General features: G+C 69.2%; 18 protein-coding genes and 1 pseudogene. 6 read left to right on the forward strand and 13 right to left on the reverse strand.

Going from position 1 to position 22,103, the window contains the following annotated elements; genetic code table 11:
- Positions 1 to 210, forward strand: a pseudogene (locus BST10_RS11720) (HNH endonuclease signature motif containing protein); the annotation flags it as partial.
- 106 nt (positions 211 to 316) lie between these two features.
- Here the strand turns inward: BST10_RS11720 and BST10_RS11725 are convergent.
- The 4 genes from BST10_RS11725 to BST10_RS11740 form a co-directional block, all read right to left on the reverse strand.
- Positions 317 to 1,072, reverse strand: coding sequence for a hypothetical protein (locus tag BST10_RS11725; protein WP_083037888.1), 756 nt, complete (start codon positions 1,070 to 1,072; stop codon positions 317 to 319).
- A 647-nt stretch (positions 1,073 to 1,719) separates the two neighbouring features.
- A complete protein-coding gene (locus BST10_RS11730; protein WP_083037889.1) occupies positions 1,720 to 2,757 on the reverse strand; it encodes a hypothetical protein in 1,038 nt (345 codons plus the stop codon).
- Positions 2,758 to 2,919: 162 nt separating this feature from the next.
- Positions 2,920 to 4,653, reverse strand: a complete 1,734-nt coding sequence (gene glpD / locus BST10_RS11735; RefSeq protein ID WP_083037890.1) for a glycerol-3-phosphate dehydrogenase — start codon at positions 4,651 to 4,653, stop codon at positions 2,920 to 2,922.
- Between the two features lie 46 nt (positions 4,654 to 4,699).
- Positions 4,700 to 6,181, reverse strand: a complete 1,482-nt coding sequence (locus tag BST10_RS11740; RefSeq protein WP_013830055.1) for an NAD(P)H-quinone dehydrogenase — start codon at positions 6,179 to 6,181, stop codon at positions 4,700 to 4,702.
- Positions 6,182 to 6,223: 42 nt separating this feature from the next.
- Here BST10_RS11740 and BST10_RS11745 point away from each other — a divergent pair, with 42 nt between their 5' ends.
- Entirely contained in the window at positions 6,224 to 6,715 is a 492-nt protein-coding gene (locus BST10_RS11745; protein WP_013830056.1) for a gamma-glutamylcyclotransferase family protein, read from the forward strand.
- A gap of 107 nt (positions 6,716 to 6,822) precedes the next feature.
- Here the strand turns inward: BST10_RS11745 and BST10_RS11750 are convergent, their stop codons facing one another.
- Both BST10_RS11750 and BST10_RS11755 read right to left on the reverse strand, forming a co-directional pair.
- On the reverse strand, positions 6,823 to 7,707 hold the full coding sequence (locus BST10_RS11750) for a DUF559 domain-containing protein (RefSeq protein WP_083037891.1): 885 nt from the start codon (positions 7,705 to 7,707) through the stop codon (positions 6,823 to 6,825).
- A 173-nt stretch (positions 7,708 to 7,880) separates the two neighbouring features.
- Positions 7,881 to 9,059 (reverse strand): amidohydrolase, encoded by a 1,179-nt coding sequence (locus BST10_RS11755; protein ID WP_083037892.1) that lies wholly within the window; start codon positions 9,057 to 9,059, stop codon positions 7,881 to 7,883.
- A gap of 43 nt (positions 9,060 to 9,102) precedes the next feature.
- Between BST10_RS11755 and BST10_RS11760 the strand changes: the two genes are divergently transcribed.
- The gene (locus BST10_RS11760) at positions 9,103 to 9,891 is read left to right on the forward strand and encodes a purine-nucleoside phosphorylase (protein ID WP_013830060.1); all 789 of its coding nucleotides are present in this window, start codon (positions 9,103 to 9,105) and stop codon (positions 9,889 to 9,891) included.
- 18 nt (positions 9,892 to 9,909) lie between these two features.
- On the opposite strand, the gene BST10_RS11765 is transcribed toward BST10_RS11760, so the two are convergent.
- On the reverse strand, positions 9,910 to 11,388 hold the full coding sequence (locus tag BST10_RS11765; protein ID WP_242665668.1) for a glycosyltransferase family 39 protein: 1,479 nt from the start codon (positions 11,386 to 11,388) through the stop codon (positions 9,910 to 9,912).
- Positions 11,389 to 11,515: 127 nt separating this feature from the next.
- Here BST10_RS11765 and BST10_RS11770 point away from each other — a divergent pair, with 127 nt between their 5' ends.
- Positions 11,516 to 13,126 (forward strand): phospho-sugar mutase, encoded by a 1,611-nt coding sequence (locus BST10_RS11770; protein WP_083037893.1) that lies wholly within the window; start codon positions 11,516 to 11,518, stop codon positions 13,124 to 13,126.
- Between the two features lie 56 nt (positions 13,127 to 13,182).
- On the opposite strand, the gene upp is transcribed toward BST10_RS11770, so the two are convergent.
- From upp to BST10_RS11785, 3 genes are read right to left on the reverse strand one after another with little or no spacing between them, the layout of a single operon-like run.
- Positions 13,183 to 13,806: a uracil phosphoribosyltransferase gene (gene upp, locus BST10_RS11775; RefSeq protein WP_083037894.1), complete on the reverse strand. Its 624-nt coding sequence runs from the start codon at positions 13,804 to 13,806 to the stop codon at positions 13,183 to 13,185.
- Positions 13,807 to 13,824: 18 nt separating this feature from the next.
- The gene (locus tag BST10_RS11780) at positions 13,825 to 15,195 is read right to left on the reverse strand and encodes a PE-PPE domain-containing protein (protein WP_083037895.1); all 1,371 of its coding nucleotides are present in this window, start codon (positions 15,193 to 15,195) and stop codon (positions 13,825 to 13,827) included.
- Positions 15,196 to 15,199: 4 nt separating this feature from the next.
- Complete coding sequence (locus tag BST10_RS11785; protein ID WP_232062396.1) at positions 15,200 to 16,615, reverse strand: PE-PPE domain-containing protein; 1,416 nt, start codon at positions 16,613 to 16,615, stop codon at positions 15,200 to 15,202.
- A gap of 522 nt (positions 16,616 to 17,137) precedes the next feature.
- On the opposite strand from BST10_RS11785, the gene satS reads away from it, so the two are divergent.
- Both satS and BST10_RS23525 read left to right on the forward strand, forming a co-directional pair.
- The gene (satS, locus tag BST10_RS11790) at positions 17,138 to 18,409 is read left to right on the forward strand and encodes a protein export chaperone SatS (protein WP_083037896.1); all 1,272 of its coding nucleotides are present in this window, start codon (positions 17,138 to 17,140) and stop codon (positions 18,407 to 18,409) included.
- A 232-nt stretch (positions 18,410 to 18,641) separates the two neighbouring features.
- A complete protein-coding gene (locus BST10_RS23525) occupies positions 18,642 to 19,205 on the forward strand; it encodes an LGFP repeat-containing protein (RefSeq protein ID WP_205277415.1) in 564 nt (187 codons plus the stop codon).
- Positions 19,206 to 19,275: 70 nt separating this feature from the next.
- Here BST10_RS23525 and BST10_RS11800 read toward each other — a convergent pair whose 3' ends face one another.
- From BST10_RS11800 to BST10_RS11810, 3 genes are read right to left on the reverse strand one after another with little or no spacing between them, the layout of a single operon-like run.
- Positions 19,276 to 20,364 carry an adenosine deaminase gene (locus tag BST10_RS11800; RefSeq protein WP_083037897.1) on the reverse strand — a complete coding sequence of 363 codons (1,089 nt, stop codon included), beginning with the start codon at positions 20,362 to 20,364 and terminating at the stop codon, positions 19,276 to 19,278.
- The gene (locus tag BST10_RS11805) at positions 20,361 to 21,665 is read right to left on the reverse strand and encodes a thymidine phosphorylase (protein ID WP_109559484.1); all 1,305 of its coding nucleotides are present in this window, start codon (positions 21,663 to 21,665) and stop codon (positions 20,361 to 20,363) included. The genes BST10_RS11800 and BST10_RS11805 overlap by 4 nt, the downstream gene beginning before the upstream one ends.
- Entirely contained in the window at positions 21,662 to 22,054 is a 393-nt protein-coding gene (locus BST10_RS11810; RefSeq protein WP_083037899.1) for a cytidine deaminase, read from the reverse strand. Before BST10_RS11810 ends, BST10_RS11805 begins: the two co-directional genes overlap by 4 nt.
- Between the last annotated feature and the right edge of the window lie 49 nt (positions 22,055 to 22,103).

A 22,103-nucleotide genomic window follows, 5' to 3' on the forward strand; every position in this document is an offset into this window, starting at 1 on the left:
ACCGACATCGACGACCTCACCCTGCGCTGCGGCCCCCACCACCGACTGCTGTCCAACGGCTGGCGCACCCGCAAACGTGCCGACGGGGTAACCGAGACGCTGCCCCCCGCCCACCTCGACCGCGGCCGGCCGCGCACCAACAGCTACCACCACCCCGAGAAACTGCTGCGCGACAGCGCCAACGGCGACGACGATCCCGAGCATCCGTAGCGGAGGGCCAGGTGCGCAAATCCCGTTGCGCACCAAAAGACACATCGGCCACAACCGTTCGGGGGGTTGTGGCCGATGTGGCTTATTGAGTGCTGACTACTCCGGCTTAGCCGAGGCCGAGCATGCTGAAGATGCCCAGGTCGCCCAGGAAGTCGGTCAGCGTGGTGGCGTCGGTCACCGGGTCGGCGCCCGTGCCCAGCAGGCTGGTCAGCAGACCGCCCAGCGTCGCGTCACCCAGCTCTCCGGTGCCGTCCGGGTCGCTCAGCGTGCCGCCGAGGGTGATGCCGCTGATGACCTCGTTCCAATCAGCGTCCGGGTCGATGCCCAGCAGGCCGGCGAGCGTCGCGTCACCGAGGTCGTTGGCGTTCAGCAGGTCGGTCAGCGTCATGGTGAACGTGATCCCCAGCATGTCGTTGAGCAGGTCGGCCAGCGAGGTGTCCGGCGACAGGTCGAAGAACGGCAGGTTCAGCAGGCCGGCGTAATCACCGAGACCGAACAGGCCCAGCAGGTCGCCGATGCTGGTGTTGGCGCCGTCACCGCCGATGAAGCCGCCAATCAACGAGTCGATCGGGATCAATCCAAGGGGCACCGGCGCGCCGTCCGCACCCGGCAGCGTCACCTCGTTCAACAGACCACTGAAGTCGGTGGAGAGCAGACCGAGGGTGAGTTCGTCCAACGACACGTGGTCGGGGTTCAGCGCCGCCAGCAGGTCAGCGAGAGACGAGCTGGTGTTGATGTCATCGCCGAACAGTCCCAGAACCTGGCCCATGTTGCCGAAGTCGAGGGCGGTCAGCAGGGTCTGCAGGCTCTCGGCGAAGGTCGGGAAGTCGCCGTCGGCGGTCAGCACGTAGTCGTGCTGCACCGATGCAGCCAGGCTGCTGGCAACTGTCGGAGCTACTGCGACGCCGCCGAACAAAGCTGCACCAGCAAATGCAGTGCTAGCGACCAAGGCGCCGGTTTTGGCCATGAAGCCGCGAGGCGCCATCGGCGCGTCAAAGGTCAGTGTGGACATGTAATGGGTCCCCCTTCTGGGATCAAACACGATCGTTCCGTGATTCGTACAACGGGGATTAACTTATTGTATCCTCAGTCACTTGTCAACAGGCCTTCCAACTTTTTCGCACGCGTCAGCAATCGGTGTTTCCAGGAACATCGCAGCTCATAAGCATCAGAAACGCAGTTCTGCAACGACGACACCATGGCAGAGCAACCAGCCGCCCCCCATGCGCGATTATCGCTTGCTCAGGATTTTCTAGGCTTTCCGAACTTGTGACCGGACTTGGTTCGATCGCAATAACTTCCGGCGGTTCAATTGTGCAGATAACCGTCAAACGGTATGAACTTCGGTTGTCTAAGTACCAGTCAATTCCGGAGGTTGAGCGAAATACGCACGCCGCTCCGCAGCGGGTTCACAGCAAAGCAAGCAAACCGGCTTCGGAGAATGGTTCTGGTCAGAAAAACACACCCGGCCAGGTGGCCGGGTGTGGAGGGGCTAGCGCGGAATTCCCGCTACCAGAGCAGGCCGAAGGCCTCCAGGATGTCGGTGATCGGCGTGTCGCCGGTGATCACCAGGTCACTGTCCTCGGGCAGGAAGCTGCTCAGCAGGGTTCCCAGCGTCTGGTCCCCCCAGATTTCGCCGGAGGGGTCCAGCAGCGTGCCGCCGAACGGGAAGTTGGAGACGTACTCGTCCCAGGTCTGGCCGGGGTTCATGCCGAACAGTTGGCCCAGGGTAGCCGCGTCCATCATCGTGCTCGAGCCGGTGCTGATGGGCAGTTCGTGCAGATATTGGCCGAGTGTCCACGCCGTATTCGGCAGGATCTCAGTGTCGCTCAACCACCAATGGCGGGTGATGTCTGCAGTGGGCTGCCCTAAGATCCCGCTGAGCCAGTCGACCAACGGGTTGTTGACGTTCAGGTCGGGATTGTCGCAGGAGAGTACCGTCAGGTTACAGTTCTCGACGTTCATGTTGGCCAGGAACCCACCGATGGTATTGCCGTACTGACTGACGATCGAGCCCAGGTTCAGCGCGTTGGCCAGTTGTTGCAGCGAGTGCTCGCCGGCACCGTCCCCGAGCACGACATCGATCAGGTCGCCGAGGTCGACGTTGCCGATCGGGACGCCATCCACCAGCCAGTCGCTGCCGAAGCCGAGCAGGGACTCAGCGGTAGCGCTGTAAAGCGGAATATCGAGCGGAAGCCCGAAGATCTCCGTGAGACCGTTCAGGGTGATGCCAGTCGGGTTCATGGCGGCCAGGAAGTCCGCCACCGACGAGTCGATGTTGAATGCTCCGGTTCCAAACCCGCCCAACATGCCGTTGAGGTCGCCCATGCCGAAGTCGTCGAGCAGGGTCTGCAGGCTCTCGGCGAAAGTCGGGAAGGCGATCAGCGCCGTCTCATGCTGCACCACTCCGAACGGCGAGCCCGGAAGCTCCGGTCCGACCGCCGCGACACCGACTAGGCCGGCACCCGCGAGAACGGTTGCCGCAGCGAGGGTCCCACCCCTTTTGGCCAGCAATTGTGACTGCGTAACTCCGAGCAGAATTGACATGCACCGTTACCTTCCCCGAACCCGACCACGTTCCTGTGATCCAGTTGACTAGGCGAAACTAACGTGATCCAAAGCATGCGTCAAAGCATTTGTTAATGTCCGTTTCAGGCTAAACGTACGGGAAAACGGCTGGAATCCTGGCGGGTAGTTATGAAATCGAGTTCATGGAAGCGGAATCGGTTCCAGAATCTCTGTCCTGGCTTCGGGCGCCCTGGCCCGCAGCGCATCCGCCGAAGCGTCATCGGGCTGTTCCTGCGACAGGATCTCGGCCTCCACCCGGGCGGTGTAGTTAGCCACCTCCGCGTCCACCGCGGCGTCGTCCCAACCGAGCACCGCCGCCATCACCTCGGCGACTTCGCGGGCGCAGTTCACCCCGCGATGGGCGTACTCGATGGAGATCCGCGTCCGGCGGGCCAGCACGTCCTCTAAGTGCAGCGCGCCCTCGGCGGCCGCGGCGTAGGCGACCTCTACCTTCAGGTACGTGGGCGCCTCGGCGATCGGGTCCAGCAGCTCCGGCCGCTCCTCGGCCAGCGCCAACACGTCGTGGATCAGCGAGCCGTAACGGTCCAGCAGGTGGCGCACCCGATACGGGTGCACGTCCTGCTCGGCGCCTACGTGCTCGGCCTGGTTGACCAGCGCGAAGTAGCCGTCGGCACCCAGCAGCGGCACCTTCTCGGTGATCGTCGGCGCCACCCGGGTCGGAATGAACTCGGCGGCGGCGTCGATCGCGTCGGCGGCCATCACCCGGTAGGTGGTGTACTTGCCGCCGGCGATAGCCACCAGGCCCGGCGCGGGCACCGCCACCGCGTGCTCCCGCGACAGCTTGGAGGTGTCGTCGTTCTCCCCGGCCAGCAGCGGCCGCAGCCCGGCATAGACGCCCTCGATGTCGGCGTGGCTCAGCGGGGTGGCCAGCGCGGTGTTGACGGTGGCCAGCAGGTAGTCGATGTCGGCCTTGGTGGCCGCCGGGTGGGCCAGGTCCAGGTTCCAGTCGGTGTCGGTGGTGCCGATGATCCAGTGCGTTCCCCACGGGATGACGAACAGCACCGACTTCTCGGTGCGCAAGATGATCGCCGCCTCGGACACGATCCGGTCGCGCGGCACCACGATGTGCACGCCCTTGGACGCCCGGACGTGGAACCGGCCGCGCTGACGTGACAGCGCCTGGATCTCGTCGGTCCACACCCCGGTGGCGTTGACCACCACGTGCCCGCGCACCTCGGTCGTCGCGCCGTTCTCGGAGTCGCGCACCGTCACCCCGGTCACCCGGTCGCCCTCCCGCAACAGCGCCACGACTTGGGTGGAGGTGCGGATGACCGCGCCGTAGTGCGCCGCGGTGCGCCCGACGGTCAGGGTGTGGCGGGCGTCGTCGACGACGGTGTCGAAGTACCGGATGCCGCCGATCAGCGCGCTGCGCTTGAGGCCCGGGCACAGCCGCAGCGCGCCGGCGCGGGTCAGATGCCGTTGCGCGGGAACCGATTTCGCTCCGCCCAGCTGGTCGTAGAGGAAGATGCCGGCGGCCACATACGGCCGCTCCCACCACCGGTTGGTCAGCGGATAGAGGAACGGCAGCGGTTTGACCAGATGCGGCGCCAGCGTGGTCAGCGACAGTTCGCGTTCGTGCAGCGCCTCGCGCACCAGACCGAACTCCAGCTGTTCGAGGTAGCGCAGCCCGCCGTGGAACATCTTCGAGCTTCGGCTCGACGTTCCGGCGGCGAAGTCCCGCGCCTCGACGAGTGCGACCTTCAGGCCGCGGGTGGCCGCATCCAGCGCACAGCCGGTGCCCACCACACCGCCGCCGACCACCACTACGTCGAACTGCTCGCTGCCCAGCCGTTCCCAGGCTTGTGCTCGTTGGTCAGGTCCCAGCGTGCTCACGCCTGCCAGGCTACGTGGCAGGGCGGCGTCGACGGCTGTGACACCGGCCTCACGCGCGCCGAAAACGTCAGTCCAGGTCGTCGGGCGTCATCAGCCGCCGTGCCGCCTCGGTGAGCGAACCCGACAGCGACGGATACACCGCCAGCGTCTGCGCCAGGTCGGCCACGGTGATGCGGTTCTGCACCGCCAGCGCGATCGGCAGGATCAGCTCCGAGGCGATCGGCGCCACCACCACCCCGCCGATCACCACCCCGGTCGCCGGCCGGCAGAACAGCTTGAGGAAGCCGTGCCGCATCCGGCTCATCTTCGCCCGGGCGTTGGTCTGCAACGGCAGCATGACGGTGCGCGCGGGCACCGTGCCGTCGTCGATCTGGGACTGCGGCACCCCGACCGCGGCGATCTCGGGCCGGGTGAACACCGCCGCGGCCACCGTCCGCAGCCGGATCGGGGCCACCGCGTCGCCCAGCGCGTGATACATCGCGATCCGGCCCTGCATGGCCGCGACCGACGCCAGCTGCAGCAACCCGGTGCAGTCCCCGGCGGCGTAGATGCCGGGAACCGAGGTGCGCGACACCCGGTCGACTTGCAGATAGTCGCCGGGCTCGAGCTTGATGCCGACCCGCTCCAGACCCAGCCCGGCGGTGTTGGGCACCGAGCCGACCGTCATCAGCGCGTGACTGCCGGCCACGGTGCGGCCGTCGGTCATGGTGACCAGCACGCCGTCGCGCTCGCGGGTCACCGAGGCGGCCCGGGCGTTTTTGACCAGGGTGACGCCGCGCTCGGCGAACGAGCGTTCCAGCACCCGGGCGGCGTCGGGGTCCTCGTGCGGCAGCACCCGGTCGCGGCTGGCCACCACCGTCACCTTGACGCCCAGCTCGGTGTAGGCGTTGACGAACTCCGCGCCGGTCACCCCCGAGCCCACCACCACCAGGTGTTCGGGCAGCGTGTGCAGGTCGTACAGCTGGCGCCAGGTCAGGATGCGCTCGTCGTCGGGCTCGGCGTTCGGCAGGGTGCGCGGGCTGGCGCCGGTGGCGATCAGCACCACATCGGCCTCGAGCACCCGCTGCGCGCCGCTGGATTGATGCGGCGGTCCCAGCTTCACCTCTCCTCCGTCGAACCTCGCTGAACCGCCGTGCTCGGTGACCAGCACCCGGTGATGCGCCAGGCCGGGCTCGGGATCGATCAGCTCCCCGCGGCCGGCGATGACCTCGATACCGGTGTTGACCAGCTGGGTTCTGATATCGGCGGACTGCGCCTCGGCCAGCGACTTGACCCGCTGGTGGATCTTGTCCAGCTCGATCTCGGCGTCGGTGAAGTGGATGTCGAAGCCCAGGTGCGGGGCCCGTCGCAGCTCGGTGCGCACCCCCGAGGAGGCGATGAAGGTCTTGGACGGTACGCAGTCCCACAGCACGCAGGCCCCGCCGATGCCGTCGGCGTCGACGACGGTGACCGTCACCGCCTCGGGCCCCTTGGCCGCTGCTACCAGCGCGGCTTCGTAGCCGGCCGGACCGCCGCCGATGATCACGATGCGCGTCGAGGCAGAAGTCACAGCGACCAACTTATCCTCGACACGACGTTTAAGCTTTCTGCCGTGCCGCTCTACGCCGCCTACGGGTCAAACATGCATCCCGAACAGATGCTGCAGCGGGCACCGCACTCTCCGATGACCGGTACCGGCTGGATACACGGCTGGCGGCTGACGTTCGCCGGCGAGGACATCGGCTGGGAGGGTGCCCTGGCGACCGTGGTCGAGGATCCGGGGTCGAGCGTGTTCGTCGTCCTCTACGACGTGACCCACGAGGACGAGCAGAACCTGGACCGCTGGGAGGGCTCGGACTTCGGCATCCACAAGAAGATCCGCTGCCGGGTGGACCGGGTGGACGGCATCACGTCGGACCCGGTGGACAGCAAGCCCGAACCGGTGCTGGCCTGGCTGTACGTGGTGGACGCCTGGGAGGGGGGGCTGCCGTCGGCGCGCTACCTCGGCGTGGTGGCCGAGGCCGCCCAGATCGCCGGCGCGCCAGAGGAATACGTGCGCAATCTGCAGACCCGCCCGGCCCGCAACATCGGCCCTGGGAGTTAGCTCCCCTGCTTTCTTTCGCGCGAGGGGGCGTGCCTGTACGGCGACACGCCGGTGCGGCCGTACCATTGTGCACCCTCACGGGTGGATTCAGCCGGCGGCGCGGACGGTCAGGCGGCGGCGCGCGCCAGGTGCGTCTCGATGCGGCGGACGGTCTGCCACGGTTGACGTCGCACATCCTCGGCGATGATCGGAATCACCACCCAGCCCAGCTCCTGCAATGCGGCACGCCGCTGCCGCTCGTAGACGAACGCATCCGGTCCCTCATGCCAGACGACACCGTCGTACTCGACCGCCACCCGCTGCTCGGGCCACGCGAAGTCCACCCGCCACGTCCGGTTGTTGCGATCCACGATCTCGTACTGCAGCACCGGTCTCGGCAGACCGGCGTCGATCATCATCAACCGCGACTCGCTCTCCATCTCAGATCCCGCCAGCGGGTCGGCGAGCGGCAGCAGATCCCGCACCGCCACGATGCCCCGCCGGCCGGCCTGCCGAACCGCGGCGCGCCACAATTCGCGGCGCGAACAGGTGCCGCTGCGCAGCGCCGCATCCAGAGTCGCCAACGCCCTCGGACGGCGCAGCGTACGGGCCACCTCGATCGCGGTCCACGCCGGTGCGGTGGCCGGCCGGCCGGCCACCGTGCTCAGCGGTGCGCCCTCGCGCCGGTGCACCACCAGCCCATCGGCCGACCGGAGTTGTCGACGCGGCGGATTGAGCACGTGCAGCTCGACCGGTTCCTCGGTGTCGAAGCCGTACGCCGCCGCCGCGGTGCCCAGACAGACCGCGACCGTGGTGCCCGTTGCCAGGTCCAACCCGCGCAGCAGCAACTCGTCGCTCATCTCGCCGTCGCCGTAGATGCCATACCAAATCTTTTGCAGCGGACCATGTCTCAGTTCGGTTTCGAGCCCACGGCGGGTCAGGACCGCCAGTGCTTGAGCGGAAGTCACCACCCCGCCCTGGCGGTCGAGCAGGGTGCGCAATCGGTCGTCCATGCCGCAGATCGTCGGTGTCTGACAGCGCCGACGGTTACCTCAGTTGTCCAGATCCGCGCCAATTGTGGACAGCGGCAGAACTGTGCACACTCGTCGGCGCCCGCGAGCGTGCACAGTTGTACAAAATTTCCGGCGTGTCGGCGGGCAGACATGCACGCTCGCGCCACTGGGAGTTAGGGCAGCGCGGCCTGGTCGATGATGCCGGCCATCACCTTGACCCCGATCGCCAGCGCCCGCTCGTCGAGGTCGAACGTCGGTTGGTGCAGGTCCAGTTGCGGCCCGCTGCCCGGCCACACCCCGAGGCGGGCCATCGCGCCGGGAACCTGCTCCAGATACCAGGAGAAGTCCTCACCACCGCCGGACTGCCGGGTTTCGGCCAGCACATCCGGCCCGACCGTCTCGATCGCGCGGGTGAGCATCCGCGTCGACACCGCCTCGTTGACCACCGGCGGCACCCCGCGGTGGTAGTACAGCGTGTGCTGGATGTTCAACGGCGCCAACAGGTGCGCCACCGCGTCCTCGACGATGCCCTGCATCGCCATCCAGGTGTCACGGCTCGCGGTGCGCACCGTGCCGGCCAGCCGTCCGGCCTGCGGGATCGCGTTGGCGGCCGCCCCGGAGTTGACCGCCCCCCACACCAACACGGTGCTGTTGCGAGGGTCGATGCGGCGCGACAGCACGGCGGGCAGCCCGGTGATCAGCGTGCCCAGCCCGTAGACCAGGTCGGCGGTCAGGTGCGGCCGCGAGGTGTGCCCGCCGGGCCCGCCGACGGTGATCTCGATGGTGTCGGCCGCCGACGTGATCGGCCCGGGGACGGTGGCCACCCGGCCGACCTGCAGCCGCGGGTCACAGTGCAGCGCGAAGATCCGGCTGACCCCGGTCAGCACCCCGGCGGCGATCGCGTCGATGGCCCCACCCGGCATCAGTTCCTCGGCGGCCTGGAACACCAGCCGCACCCCGACGGGCAGCTCCGGCGCTGCGGCCAGCGCCAGCGCGGCGCCCAGCAGGATCGCGGTGTGCGCGTCGTGACCGCAGGCGTGCGTCACCCCCGGCACCAGCGAGGAGTACGGCGCCCCGGTCTGCTCGGTCATCGGCAGCGCGTCGATGTCGGCGCGCAACGCGATCCGCGGGCCCTCTTCCGGGCCGAAATCGCAGACCAGCCCGGTTCCGCTGGGCAACACCTTGGGGTTGAGGCCCGCGCCGGCCAGGCGTTCGGCGATGAACTGGGTGGTGGCGAACTCTTGCCGGCTCAGCTCCGGATGGCGGTGCAGGTGCCGCCGCCAGGACACCAGCTCGTCGGCGTTGACCGCCAACCACGCCTCGGCGGCGTGCGACGCGGGAGCTGAGGACATTCAGGCAGTATCCCACCGTGGCACCCGACTAAACTCACGGGCTGTGACGGTTCCGCTCGCGACTCAGGCCGCGGCGGTCGTGGCCCGGCGCACCGGCGTCGACTCGCATGACGTGGCGATCGTGCTCGGTTCGGGGTGGGCGCCGGCGGTGGCGGCCCTGGGCACACCGACCGCGACGCTACCGATGGCCGACCTGCCCGGGTTCAGCGCGCCGACCGCGGCCGGCCACCTCGGCGAACTGGTGTCCATCCGGATCGGCACCCACCAGGTGCTGGTGCTGGTCGGGCGGATCCACGCCTACGAGGGCCACCCGCTGGCCGATGTGGTGCGACCGGTGCGCACGGCGGTGGCGGCCGGGGCTAACACCGTGGTGCTGACCAACGCCGCCGGCGGCCTGCGCGAACAGTTCGAGGTCGGCCAGCCGGTGCTGATCAGCGACCACCTCAATATGACCGGGCGCTCGCCGCTGGAGGGCGCGCACTTCGTCGACATGGTCGACGCCTACACCCCCGCGCTGCGTGCCCTGGCCCGCCAGGTGGACCCGACGCTGGTCGAGGGCGTCTACGCCGGGATGTCCGGCCCGCAGTACGAGACGCCGGCGGAGATCCGGATGTTGCGCACCCTGGGCGCCGACCTGGTGGGGATGTCGACGGTGCACGAGGCCATCGCGGCGCGAGCGGCCGGCGCGCAGGTGCTGGGCCTGTCGCTGGTGACGAACCTGGCGGCCGGGATCACCGGCGAGTCGCTCAGCCACGCCGAGGTGCTGGCCGCGGGGCGCGAATCGGCGGGCCGGATGGGCGCGCTGCTCGCCGACGTCATAGCCCGGCTCTGAGGTCCCGGTCGTGCCGGCTCAGTAGCCGACGCCGGAGCTGTGCCGCATCCGCGGCCACATCGTCTCCCAGCTGCCCCGCGCACCCCGGCACAGGTAGATCTTCGCGGCACTCTCCCCGTTGCGCACCCCGCCGGGGAACCAGATCGACCTCACATAGCTGACCTGCGACCAGTACTGGCGCAACTTCAGCATCGGGAACCGTCCGACGCACAACACGGTATCGGCGCTGCCGGCGGGCGGCCCCCAGTGGGCGAAACTGCCGTCGCCGCTGACCACCGGACGGTTGATGCCGGCGCCCGGCCCCAGGATCGTCAACGCCGAGGCCTCGCCGTAATTGCTGGTGAAGATCGGCACGTCGGGGGGCAGCGACGACGCCGCGGCCGCCACCTGGGTGACGAGCTGCGGCCAGCCGTAGGTCTCCAGCGGAATCGGATTGACCTTCCGCATCGTCTGGGCGGCCGCCGGCGGCAGCACCGGCAGGCAGAACATCGCCGATCCCACGAACAGCCCCACCAGCGCGACCGCCCAGCCGCGCGGCGGCCGGTCCGGGTTCCCGGCCTCGACGCGGACAGCGCCGGCGGCGAACAGCACGACCAGCGCCGGGCCCGCGTAGTAGGAACGACCGCCGCTGATGACGCAGAGCAACAACGCCACCACCGGCACCGCCAGAATCCAGCGGTACTCCCGGCCGGCCGGGGACGACAGCCAGCCGACACCGACCACCCACAGCAGCACCAGCAGCGGGCCGGCGTACAACAGCAGCAGCACCGGCACCTGCGTCAAAGATCCCAGCGGCCCGCCCATCCGAACCGACATCGCCTGGGCGAACTGCAGGCTCGGCCAGCCGTGTTGCGCGTTCCAGACGAGGTTCGGGGCGGCCAGCGCAGCGGCCACGGCGGCGGCCAGCCACGGCCCCGGTGTGCGCAGCGCTTCCCGCCGGAACAGCGCCAGACCCACCGCGATGCCGACCAGCAGCAGCGCAGCGGTCTGTTTGGCCTCCAGCCCGACGCCGGCGACCAGGCCGGCCGGCAGCCAGGCCGGCACCGTGCCGACCCGCAGCGCGCGGGTCACCAGCAGCAGCACCGCGATCCAGATCAACTGGTCGACCACCGTGGTCCCGAAGAACATCGCGGCGCCCATGAACAGCGGACTGGCGGCGACGGCCGCCGCGGTGATCACCTGCGCGTTACGCCGCCCGCCGAACTCCGCGGCGAGCAGCGCCGCCAGCACGATGCAGCCGAGGTGTATCGCAATGGCCAGCAATCGCAGGCCCGCCAGGCCGCCGAGCGCGGCCACCCGCGCCAGCAGCGGCACCAGCGGCGGGTGGTCGACATACCCCCACGCCAGGTGCCGGCCGCCGACCACGTAATAGAACTCGTCGGGATGCCAGCCGTATCGCATCGCCACCGCGCCGTGCACGGCAGCGGCGACCGCCACCACGACGGCGACCGGCAACAGGGTCGAGCGGTCCACCGCCGGCGCTGTCGAACGGTCCACCGAAAGCGTTATTGAGCCGCTCAAAAGCACTTCCTTCTACGTTTCTGACACATAAAATGGACGATCGTATCAAGTGGTTGACACCTGTCCGGCGTGGGGTTTGCCCCGATCGACCACAATCGGTGCTGTGACGCCTGACGAGTGGATCGCCCACGACCCGGACCCGACGACCGCCGCGGAGGTGGCCGGCTGGGATGCCGACGAGACCGCCGCCCGGTTCGCGGCGCCGCTGCGGTTCGGCACCGCCGGCCTGCGCGGGCCGGTGCGCGGCGGACCGGACGCGATGAACCTGGCCGTGGTGCTGCGCGCCAGTTGGGCCGTCGCCACGGTGCTGCAGGCGCACCGGCATGCCGGTGCGACGGTGGTGGTCGGTCGCGACGCCCGCCACGGCTCGGAGGCTTTCGCGTCCGCGACCGCCGAAGTGCTTGCCGCCGCCGGGTTTTCGGTGGTGCTACTGCCCGATCCGCTGCCGACTCCGGTGGTGGCGTTCGCGGTGCGCCACACCGGCGCGGCGGCCGGCATCCAGATCACCGCCTCGCACAACCCGGCCGGCGACAACGGCTACAAGGTGTACTTCGACGGCGGGGTGCAGATCGTGGCGCCCGTCGATACCGAGATCGAAACCGCGATGGCCGCCGCTCCCCCGGCCGATACGATCCCCCGCCGTCCGGTGCCGGCCGCCGGCGACGAGCTGGTGACCCGCTACCTCGGGCGGGCCGCCACGGTGCGGCGCCACCGCGGCCCGGTCCGGGTGGCGCTGACCCCGCTGCACGGCGTGGGCGGCGCGCTCGCCGTAGACGTGCTGTGCGCCGCCGGGTTCACCGACATTCACACCGTGACAAGCCAATTCGATCCGGATCCGGATTTCCCCACCGTCGCGTTCCCGAATCCGGAGGAGCCGGGTGCCGCCGACGAGCTGCTGGAACTGGCCGCCGACGTCGACGCGGACATCGCGATCGCATTGGATCCTGACGCCGACCGTTGCGCGGTCGGTATTCCCGGACCGGCTGGCTGGCGGATGCTGACCGGCAATGAGACCGGTTGGCTGCTGGGCGATTACCTGCTCTCACGGCTGCCCCGGCAACGGGTCTCCGATGCGGTGGTCGCCAGCACCGTGGTGTCGTCGCAGCTGCTGGCGCGCATCGCCGAGCACCATGGGGCTCGCCATGTGGAGACGCTGACCGGGTTCAAGTGGCTGGCCCGCGCCGATGACGGCCTGCCCGGCGCCACCCTGATCTACGCCTACGAGGAGGCGATCGGCTACTGCGTCGACCCGGATGCGGTGCGCGACAAGGACGGCATCACCGCCGCGGTGCTGGCCTGCGACCTGGTGGCGGCGCTGCGCGATCAGGGCTCCTCGGTGCCCGCGGCGCTCGACGAGCTGGCCCGCCGCCACGGCGTGCACGTCACCGAGGCGGTGTCACGCCGGGTCGCCGACCGGGCCGAGGCGACTGCGGTGATGGCCCGGCTGCGCGCCGACCCGCCGACGGTACTGGCTGGATTCGCGGTGACGGCAACCGATCTGATGCACCGCCGCGGGCCGGTCACCGATGCGCTGGAGTTCGGCGGGGCGCGCGAGGGCACCTCGGTGCGGGTGGTGGTGCGGCCGTCGGGCACCGAGCCCAAGCTGAAGTGCTACCTGGAAGTGTCCCGGCCGCCGTCGGATGACGTGGCCGGCGAGCGCGCCGAGGCGTCGCAGCTGTGCGCGGCCGTCGCCGCGGAGGTCCGCGGCTGGTAATTCGCCGCCACTCCCGTCGCCTCCCGGTTACCGTTGTGGCCGTTGTGGTTTCACACTCAGCGTGGCCCGAACTGGCGGTCGCCGGCATCCCCCAGCCCCGGGACGATGTAGGCGTTCTCGTTCAGCCCGTCGTCGATCGCGGCGGTGAACATCCGCACGTCGGCGGCGGTGTTCTTCAGCGCCGCAATGCCTTCCGGCGCGGCCACCACGCACAGCACGGTGATGTCGGCGGCTCCGCGCTCGATGAGCAGTCCCAGGGTGTGGGCCATCGAGCCGCCGGTGGCCAGCATCGGGTCGAGAACCATGACACCCCGGCCGCTCAGGTCGGTCGGCAGCGACGCCAGGTACGGCTCCGGCTGATGGGTGGCCTCGTCGCGCACCACCCCGACGAATCCGACCTCGGCTTCGGGGATCAGGGCGTGCGCGGCGTCGACCATGCCCAGCCCGGCGCGCAGCACCGGCACCAGCAGCGGCGGGCAGGCCAGCCGCGCACCGACGGTGTCGGCCACCGGGGTGCGCACGGCGATCTGTTCGCAGGGCGTCTCGCGGCTCGCCTCGTAGACCAGCATCCAGGTCAGGTCGTGCAGCGCCGCCCGGAATCCGGCGCTGTCGGTGTGCTCGTCACGCAGCGACCGCAGCCGGATCGCGGCCAGCGGATGGTCGACGACGCGCACATTCACGGGCTCAAACACTACGGGTCATGCGCCGAGCAGGTTGAGGATCTCGAAGACCACCGCGCCCATGTCCAGCAGCGGCTCCAGCGAGAGCAGCGGTTCGCCGTTGAACACCGCCTCCGGGCCGAGCCAGTCGGCGACGTCGAGGTCCACCGCCAGCTGCTGCCAGGCGCCCAGCAGCGCGGCGTCCAGCTCGTTGGTGAGCCGGTAGCCGGTCAGCAGGGCGTCGACCAGCGAATCGGGCAGCGGATCGTGGCCGGTGAAGCCCAGCAGGCCGTTGACCGGGTCGACGACGCTGCGCACCGCGGCGTACTGCACGCCGGCCAGCATCTGCAGCGGGTCCATCCGCAGCAGGAACCCGGCGACGCCGGAGCCCTCGGCCAGCTGGCCGCCGGCGGTGACCGCCCAGGGCCCCACCGCGTCGGTTCCGTTGACGCCCACGAACGGGTCGCCCGGGTTGCCGTAGCCCCAGTCGATGACCAGCTTGAGCCACGGCGCCAGCGCGTCGCCGATGACCTTGCCGACGTCACCGAGCGCATAGATCGGCCACAGGATCGGCAGCTGCTGGGGGATCAGGTAGAAGTCGGTGTCGCCGATGGTGCCCAGTTCGATGGTGTCGGAGAGGTTGTCGAACTCCAGATAGGAGAAGTGCACGGTCGCCGTGCCGATCAGCGCGTTGAGCATGGCCAGCAGGTTGGCCGGGTCCTGCGGAAAGTTGGCCAGGCCGTCGTATTCGCCGGTGTAGCTGTCGATGTCGAACCCACTGGTCGGGGTGGGCCCGATGCTCAGCGGGATGCCCAGGAACGGCAGGTGCACCGGCTGGTCGCTCAGCAGCGGGTAGGCCGGGAAGCGGGTCAGCACCCCGCCGAGCGGGTTGTTGGGGTTGCCGATCAGCACGAAGTCCAGGTTGTCGGGGTCGAGGCCGGCCGGGGGGCCGGAAGACGCCGCGAGCAGGTTGGTCATCTCCTGGGTGGCGATGGTGGCGCTCTGCGAGTAGCCGAACACCGTGACGTGATCGCCGGCCTGTAGTTGCGGCACGACGGCGTCGTGCAGGATGTCGACGCCGCGGGCCACCGACTCGGCGAAGGTCAGGTAGGGGTTCGGCGGCGGCAGGCACACCAGCGGGCAGAACTGCTCGGGGGTGACCAGGCCCTCGAACCGGTAGCCGGGGAACGTCGGCTGCCCGGGAAACCACGGCGTGACGGGTTGCAGGAAACGGTCCAGCACCGCCTCCAGGTAGCCGCCGACAGTGGGGTCGGGGATGCTGGTCGGCCCCATGATCCAGCCTTCGTCGGCCAGCAGCACCACGTCGGGCCGCGACTGCGGTCCGGCCCCGGCCGCCGCCACCGACGCCGCTGCGAGCAGTGCTGCCCCCAGCAGACGCCGGTGTCGCATCGGATCAGGCGTCGAGGTAGTTGAGGATGCTGAAGCCCACCCCGAGCAGGTCCAGCAGCGGCTGCGCGGAGATCAGCGGCGCACCGTTGAAGATCGCGTCCGGCCCCAGCACGTCGAGCAGGTTCCATTCGGTGGCCAGGTCCTGCCACCCGTTGAGCAGCAACTGGTCCAGCTCGAGGGTGAGGTTGTAGCCACCCAGCAGGGTGTCGACCACCGACTGCGACAGCGGGTCCTGCCCGGCGAAGTCCAGCAGGTTGTTGATGGTGTTGGTCAGGCTCTGCACCCCGGCGTACTGCATGCCGGCCAGCATCTGCAGCGGGTCCATCCGCAGCAGGAACCCGGCGACGCCGGTGTCCTCCGACAGCTGACCGGTCGCGGTGACCGCCCAGGCGCCGGCCGCCCCGATCGGGTCGACACCGTCGACGGTGATGCCGGCATCCGGGGCGCCCGGGTTGCCGTAGCCCCAGTCGATGACCAGCTTGAGCAACGGCGCCAGCGCGTCACCGGCCAGCTTGCCGAAGTCGCCGAGCCCGTAGAGCGGTCCCAGGATCGGCAACTGGGCGGTGGGAAGCATGTAGAAGTCGTTCCCGCCGATCGAGCCGAGGTCGATCGCGTTGCCGAGGTTGTCGTTGAAGTAGGCGCCGTGCACCGCCGGGATGCCCATCAGCGCGTTGATCACCGCCAGCAGGTTGGTGACGTCCTGCGGGAAGCTGGACCAGCCGTCGTATTCGGTGCTGTAGATGCTGGCCGCGAAGTCGGTCGGACCCGCCCCGATGCCCAGCGGGATGCCCAGGAACGGGATGTGCTGCATGTTCCCGTCGAAGCCGTCGGCGAAGTGCAGCCGGCTCAGGATGCCGCCGATCGCGCTGTTCGGGTCACCGATCAGCACGAAGTGCAGGTTGTCGGGGTCGTAGGAGCCGCCCGGCACGTCGGCGAGCAGCTTCTGCATCGCCAGGGTGGCGACCACGGCGCTCTGCGAGTAGCCGAACACCGTGACCTGCTCGCCGGCCTCGAGCTGCGGGCGGACAGCCGCGTCCAAGTTGGCGGAGCCCTCCGCCAGCGACGCCGCGAAGTCCAGCTGCGGAACCGGCAACGGCTGGCAGACGATCGGGCAGAACTGTTCGGGGGTGATCAGGCCCTCGAACGTGTAGTCGGGGAAGACCGTCTGCCCGGCGAACCACGGCGCCAACGGCTGCAGGTAGAAGTCCCGCACCACGTCCATGTAGTCGCCGATGGTCGGGTCGGACTGGCCGGTGCCGGTCATGATCCAGCCCTCGCCGGCCAGCAGCACGATCTCGGCGATCGCCTTCTCCAGCCGGGACGCCAGCGTCGGCGTCAGCAGCGACGACAAACCGAGCAGCACCGCGCACAGCGCCGCCAGTGCCGTCGCACCCAACCGGTGCGGTCGTGTAGCCGTCATTCGGGCCTCCCGGGTCGTCGCGTCACGCCATCAGTCGCTGTGGGACCCCGCCTGACGACTTCACATGGATCTATAAGGCGGAATTCAGCGTAGAGCCTATTAAGAAAGCGTGCGTTGTCAACTCCACGATCATGGCCTGTTCGGCCATGGCGGTGGACGGACGTCCCGCTGGGGACGTTGCGTCGTCTTGTCGGCGCGTCGCACCCGCGTCACGCCGAAGCCGGCGCCCGGGTGGGTGGGCGTCGCGGCCACCATGACGCCCGCACGGCACCGCCGATACCGCCGCCCCCAGCTGACGTAATCGCATAGTCGTCATCGCGGCCTCCCCGGCCCGGGGCTTTATGCGTTGCCAAACGCACCCCCGACGAAGTGAACCTAACTAAAAGATGAGGGCGACGCCATTGTTGACACAAGAAATTCAGGATTCTTTATCGGCGGTGGCGGGAGGCGACAATCCAGCTGCCAATCCCGGCGCTAATCCCGGTTCGGGGAGCCGCCGGGCACCTCGCTACTCTGTGCGCCATGGCAGCTGACCTCGTACCGATCCGTCTTGCGGTGACCGCCGGTGACCGCTACACGCTGTGGGCGCCGCGCTGGCGCGACGCCGGTGACGAGTGGGAGGCGTTCCTCGGCAAGGATGAAGACCTCTACGTGTTCGACACCGCGGCCGACCTGGTGGCGTTCGTGCGGACCAACACCGACAACGACCTGACGGATCATCCCGCCTGGCCGCGGCTGGTCGAGGCCAACGCCCACAAGCTCAACCCGCCGCGGAGCCGCCAGTACGACCTGATCGCGGTCGAGGAACTGCTGGCCGACAAGCCCACCAAGCAGTCCGTGCGCTCGGTGGCCGACGCCCTGGAGATCGTCTCCTCCATCGGGACGGTCTGTGACCTGACCGCGGTGACGAAGTTCTTCAACGGCAACCCGAGCCTGGGCACGCTGGCCGGTGGCGTCGACAACTTCAGCGGCCGGGCCGGTCGCAAGCGGTGGAACCAGATCGGCGACATCATCGGCCGCAGCTGGAGCAACGTGTTGGCGGCGGTCGAAGGGGTCATCAGCACACCCGACGTCGACGCCGCCGCGTCGTCGCGGGCAGCCGACGAACTGGCCGAAGAACCCCCGGTCGAGGTGACCGAGGCCGAGACCGAGGCGGCGCCGGCCGATGCCGAAACCGCCGACGCCACCGAGAGCACCGAGGCGGCCGTCGAGCGCGCCCGCGGCGATCGCGTGGTGCTCGGCGGCGACGCGGACTTCTGGGCCAAGGTGGGCATCGATCCGATCCGGATCATGACCGACAACGGGACGTTCTTCACGCTGCGCTGCTACCTCGGCGACGAGCCGGTGTTCCTCGGCCGCAACGGCCGGATCAGCGTGTTCAACTCCGAGCGCGCGCTGGCCCGCTACCTGGCCGACGAGCACGATCACGACCTGTCGGACCTGAGCACCTACGACGACATCCGCACCGCGGCCACCGACGGCTCGCTGGCCATCGACATCACCGACGACAACGTCTACGTGCTGTCCGGGATGGTCGACGACCTGACCGACGGGCCCGACGCCGTGGACCGCGAGCAACTCGAACTGGCCGTGGAGTTCCTGCAGGACGTGGGCAGCTACGCCGAGGACGGTGTGGTCGCCGAAACCCTCAAACCGGACCGCGCGCTGGGCCGAATGGTCGGCTACGTGCTCGACCGGGAATCGGTGGCCGAACCGCAGCGTCCGTTCGCTCCGGCGGTCAAGGAATGGGAGCAGCTCGAGCAGTTCGTGCAGTCGCGGCTGCGGCGCGAGTAACGCGCGAACTCAGCGCTTTCCCACCCCCCTGCAGCGGCGTCTGGCGGCATCGTCGGTGCTCTTCGGCGGTGCGGGTATGGCGGCGAGTATCGCCCGAATTCACCGACAATTGCCGCAACCATTTGCCCGATTTCATTGCCCGGTGGTCGTATCCCCGATAACATCTGGCCCGATAACCTCTGGCCGGGCCGTGTGGGTTTGCGGGGCCCTTCCAAATTCGAAAGGACTACACATGCGCAAGGCAACACAACGAGCCGCAGCTGTATCCGCCGCAGTTTTGGGGCTCGCGTTGATCGGCACGGGGTGCAGTAGCACCAAGGAGAAGACCAGCGAAGCCCTGAGTTCGGCGAGCTCGGTCGCATCCTCGGCCAGCTCGGTGATCTCGTCGGCGGTCACCACCCCCGCCGAGGAGAGCGGCGCCGCCAGCTCCACCGAGATGACCGGCGCGGACGGCAAGGAGTACACCGTCGCCGGCCCCATCCTGGCCAAGCTGGACTCGCTGGACGCCGAGGCCAAGCAGAGCCTGGGCGAGCCTACCGGGGCCGAGCAGAAGAACCCCGACGGCGGCGTCTACCAGCAGTTCGACGGCGGCGTGATCGTTCACACCACCCGGTCATACGTGGTGTGGGGCAAGATCCGCGACAAGTGGAACGAGCTGGGCGGTTCGCAGGGCAAGCTCGGTTACCCGACCAGCGATGAGACCACCAACGCTGATGGGACCAAGCAGACCACCTTCGAGCACGGCATCATCACCTGGAAGGAAGGCGACCCGGAGGCCACTGTCACCGAGCACTGATCTCGCTGGAGAAGGCCGGGCAATCGCAATCGCGGTTGTCCGGCTTTCGCCTTTCAGCGACCCGGCGGATTCAGCCGACCAGCACCGCAAATCGCGGCTTGATCACTTCCTCGATTATCGCCACCCGCTGATCGAACGGGATGAATGCCGATTTCATCGCATTCACCATGAACCGCTGCAGATCGGTCCAGCCGTAGCCGAACGTCTCGGCGAGCACCGCCATCTCTTTGCTCATGGTGGTGTCACTCATCAGCCGGTTGTCGGTGTTCACCGTCACCCGCAGCCGGGCGCGCGCCAAAAGGTCGAACGGGTGCTCGGCGATGCTGCCGACCGCGCCGGTCTGCACGTTCGAGCTCGGGCACAGTTCCAGCGGAATCCGCTTGTCCCGCAAGATCGCCGCCAGCCGGCCCAGCCGTACCTGACCGTCGTCATCGACGGTGATGTCGTCGGTGATCCGCACCCCGTGCCCGAGCCGGTCGGCTCCGCAGAACGCGATCGCCTCATGAATGGACGGCAGCCCGAAGGCCTCGCCGGCATGGATGGTGAAGCGGGCGTTGTGGTCGCGCATGTACTCGAACGCATCGAGGTGCCGGCTCGGCGGGTGGCCGGCCTCGGCGCCGGCGATGTCGAACCCAACCACACCCTTGTCGCGGAACCGGATCGCCAGCTCGGCGATCTCCCGCGACAGCGCCGCGTGCCGCATCGCGGTGACCAGGCAGCGCACGGTGATGTCGCGGCCGGCCGCCGCGGCCCGGCGCTCCCCCTCGGCGAACCCGGCCAGCACCGCATCGGTCACCGCGTCGAACGACAGCCCGCCTTCGATGTGCAGTTCGGGCGCGAACCGCACCTCGGCGTAGACCACCGCGTCGGCGGCCAGGTCCTCCACGCACTCGGCGGCGACCCGGAACAGCGCGTCGGGGGTCTGCATCACCGCCACGGTGTGGCTGAACGGCTCCAGATACCGCTCCAGCGACCCGCTGTGCGAGCGGGTGCGAAACCAGGTCGCCAGCTCTTCAGTGTCGGTGGCGGGCAGCCCGTCGTAGCCGACCTGCCCGGCGATGTCGACGACGGTGGCCGGCCGCAACCCACCGTCGAGGTGGTCGTGCAGCAGCGCCTTGGGCGCCTGCCGGATCGTCTCCAGGGTCAGCGGTGTGGTCACGGGGCCGCTCCGATGATCAGTGGGCGCGGGACGGGTGCGGCGTCTGGGCCGCTCAGGATCCGGTAGCCGCCGTCGAGCTCGGCGTGCGCCGGCCCGAACCGCTCGGGAGCATCGGTGTACAGCGTGAACAGCGCCTCGCCGGCGCTGACCGGCTCCCCCGGCCGACGGTGGATGCGCACGCCGGCACCGGCCTGCACCCGTTCACCCGGGCGGGAGCGCCCCGCTCCCAGCCGCCATGCCGTCATACCCACCGCCATCGCGTCGATTTCCCCCATTGTGCCGTCCCGGGATGCGGTGACGGTCTCCGAGCATGCCGCCACCGGCAGCGCGACGCTCAGATCACCGCCCTGGGCGGCGACCATCGCGGCGAAGGCGTCCATCGCGGTGCCGTCGGCCAGCGTCGCGGCCGGCTCACGGTCGTCCAGCCCGGCCAGCTCCAGCATCTCGGTGGCCAGCGCCACGGTCAGCGCCACCACGTCCTCGGGCCCGCCGCCGGCCAGCACGTCGAGTGCCTCGGCAACCTCCAGGGCGTTGCCGACGGTCGCCCCGAGCGGGCTGTTCATGTCGGTGAGCAGGGCGCGGGTCGGCACGCCGTGGGCCGCCCCCAGGTCGATCATCAGCTCGGCGAGCTGCCGGGCCTGACCGGGCGACTTCATGAAGGCGCCCGAGCCGACCTTGACGTCGAGCACCAGCGCCTGCGCCCCTTCGGCCAGTTTCTTGCTCATCACCGAGCTGGCGATCAGCGGCAGCGACTCCACCGTGGCGGTGATGTCCCGCAGCGCATACAGCTTGGCGTCGGCCGGTGCCAGGGCACCGGCGGCGAAGATCGCCGCCCCGACGGTTGCCAGCTGCTCCCGCAGCCGGGCCGTCGGTAGCACCGGGTCGAAACCCGCGATCGACTCCAGCTTGTCCAGCGTGCCGCCGGTGTGACCCAGGCCGCGGCCGGAGGCCTGCGGCACCGCGGCACCGCAGGCGGCAACCACCGCCACCAGCGGCAACGTGATCTTGTCGCCCACCCCGCCGGTGGAGTGCTTGTCGACGGTGGGCACCCGGCGCCCGTCGCGCCGCAGCTCGCCGAAGTCCATCCGCTCCCCGGAGGCGATCATCGCCGCGGTCCAGCGTGCGGTCTCGCCGGTGTCCATGCCACGCAGGAAGATCGCCATCAGCAGCGCCGCCATCTGCTCTTCGGCGATCTCGGCGGCCGTGTAGGAGTCGATCAGCCAGTCGATCGCGGCGTCGGGCAGCCGGTGACCGTCGCGCTTGGCGGCGATCAGCGTCGGGGCGTCAAAGGAGCGGTTCACCGCCATGCGTCGGGCCCGAAGGCGTCGGGCAGCAGTTCCGAGAGCCGCCGGGCGCCGGCGGGATGGTCGACGAGCAGCTCGGGTCCGCCGTGTTCGAGCAGCACCTGCCGGCACCGACCGCATGGCATCAGTAGATTGCCGGCGACGTCGGTGCACGACAGCGCCACCAGCCTGCCTCCCCCGGCGGTGCACAGCGCGGCGACCACCGCACACTCGGCGCACAGGCTCAGGCCATATGAGACATTTTCCACATTGCAGCCGGTGAACAACCGTCCGTCGGCGGTAAGGGCGGCCGCGCCGACCCGCAGCCCCGAATACGGCGCATAGGCGTTCGCGGCGACCGAAATTGCATTGCGCCGCAACACTTCCCAGTCGACTACGGCAGCCATCTCAGCTGCGCCCATATCGTGTGGAACCCATCGCGTCACCTTGTCCGTC

Source organism: Mycolicibacter algericus DSM 45454 (assembly GCF_002086455.1).
In the GTDB taxonomy this organism is placed as follows: Bacteria; Actinomycetota; Actinomycetes; order Mycobacteriales; family Mycobacteriaceae; genus Mycobacterium; species Mycobacterium algericum.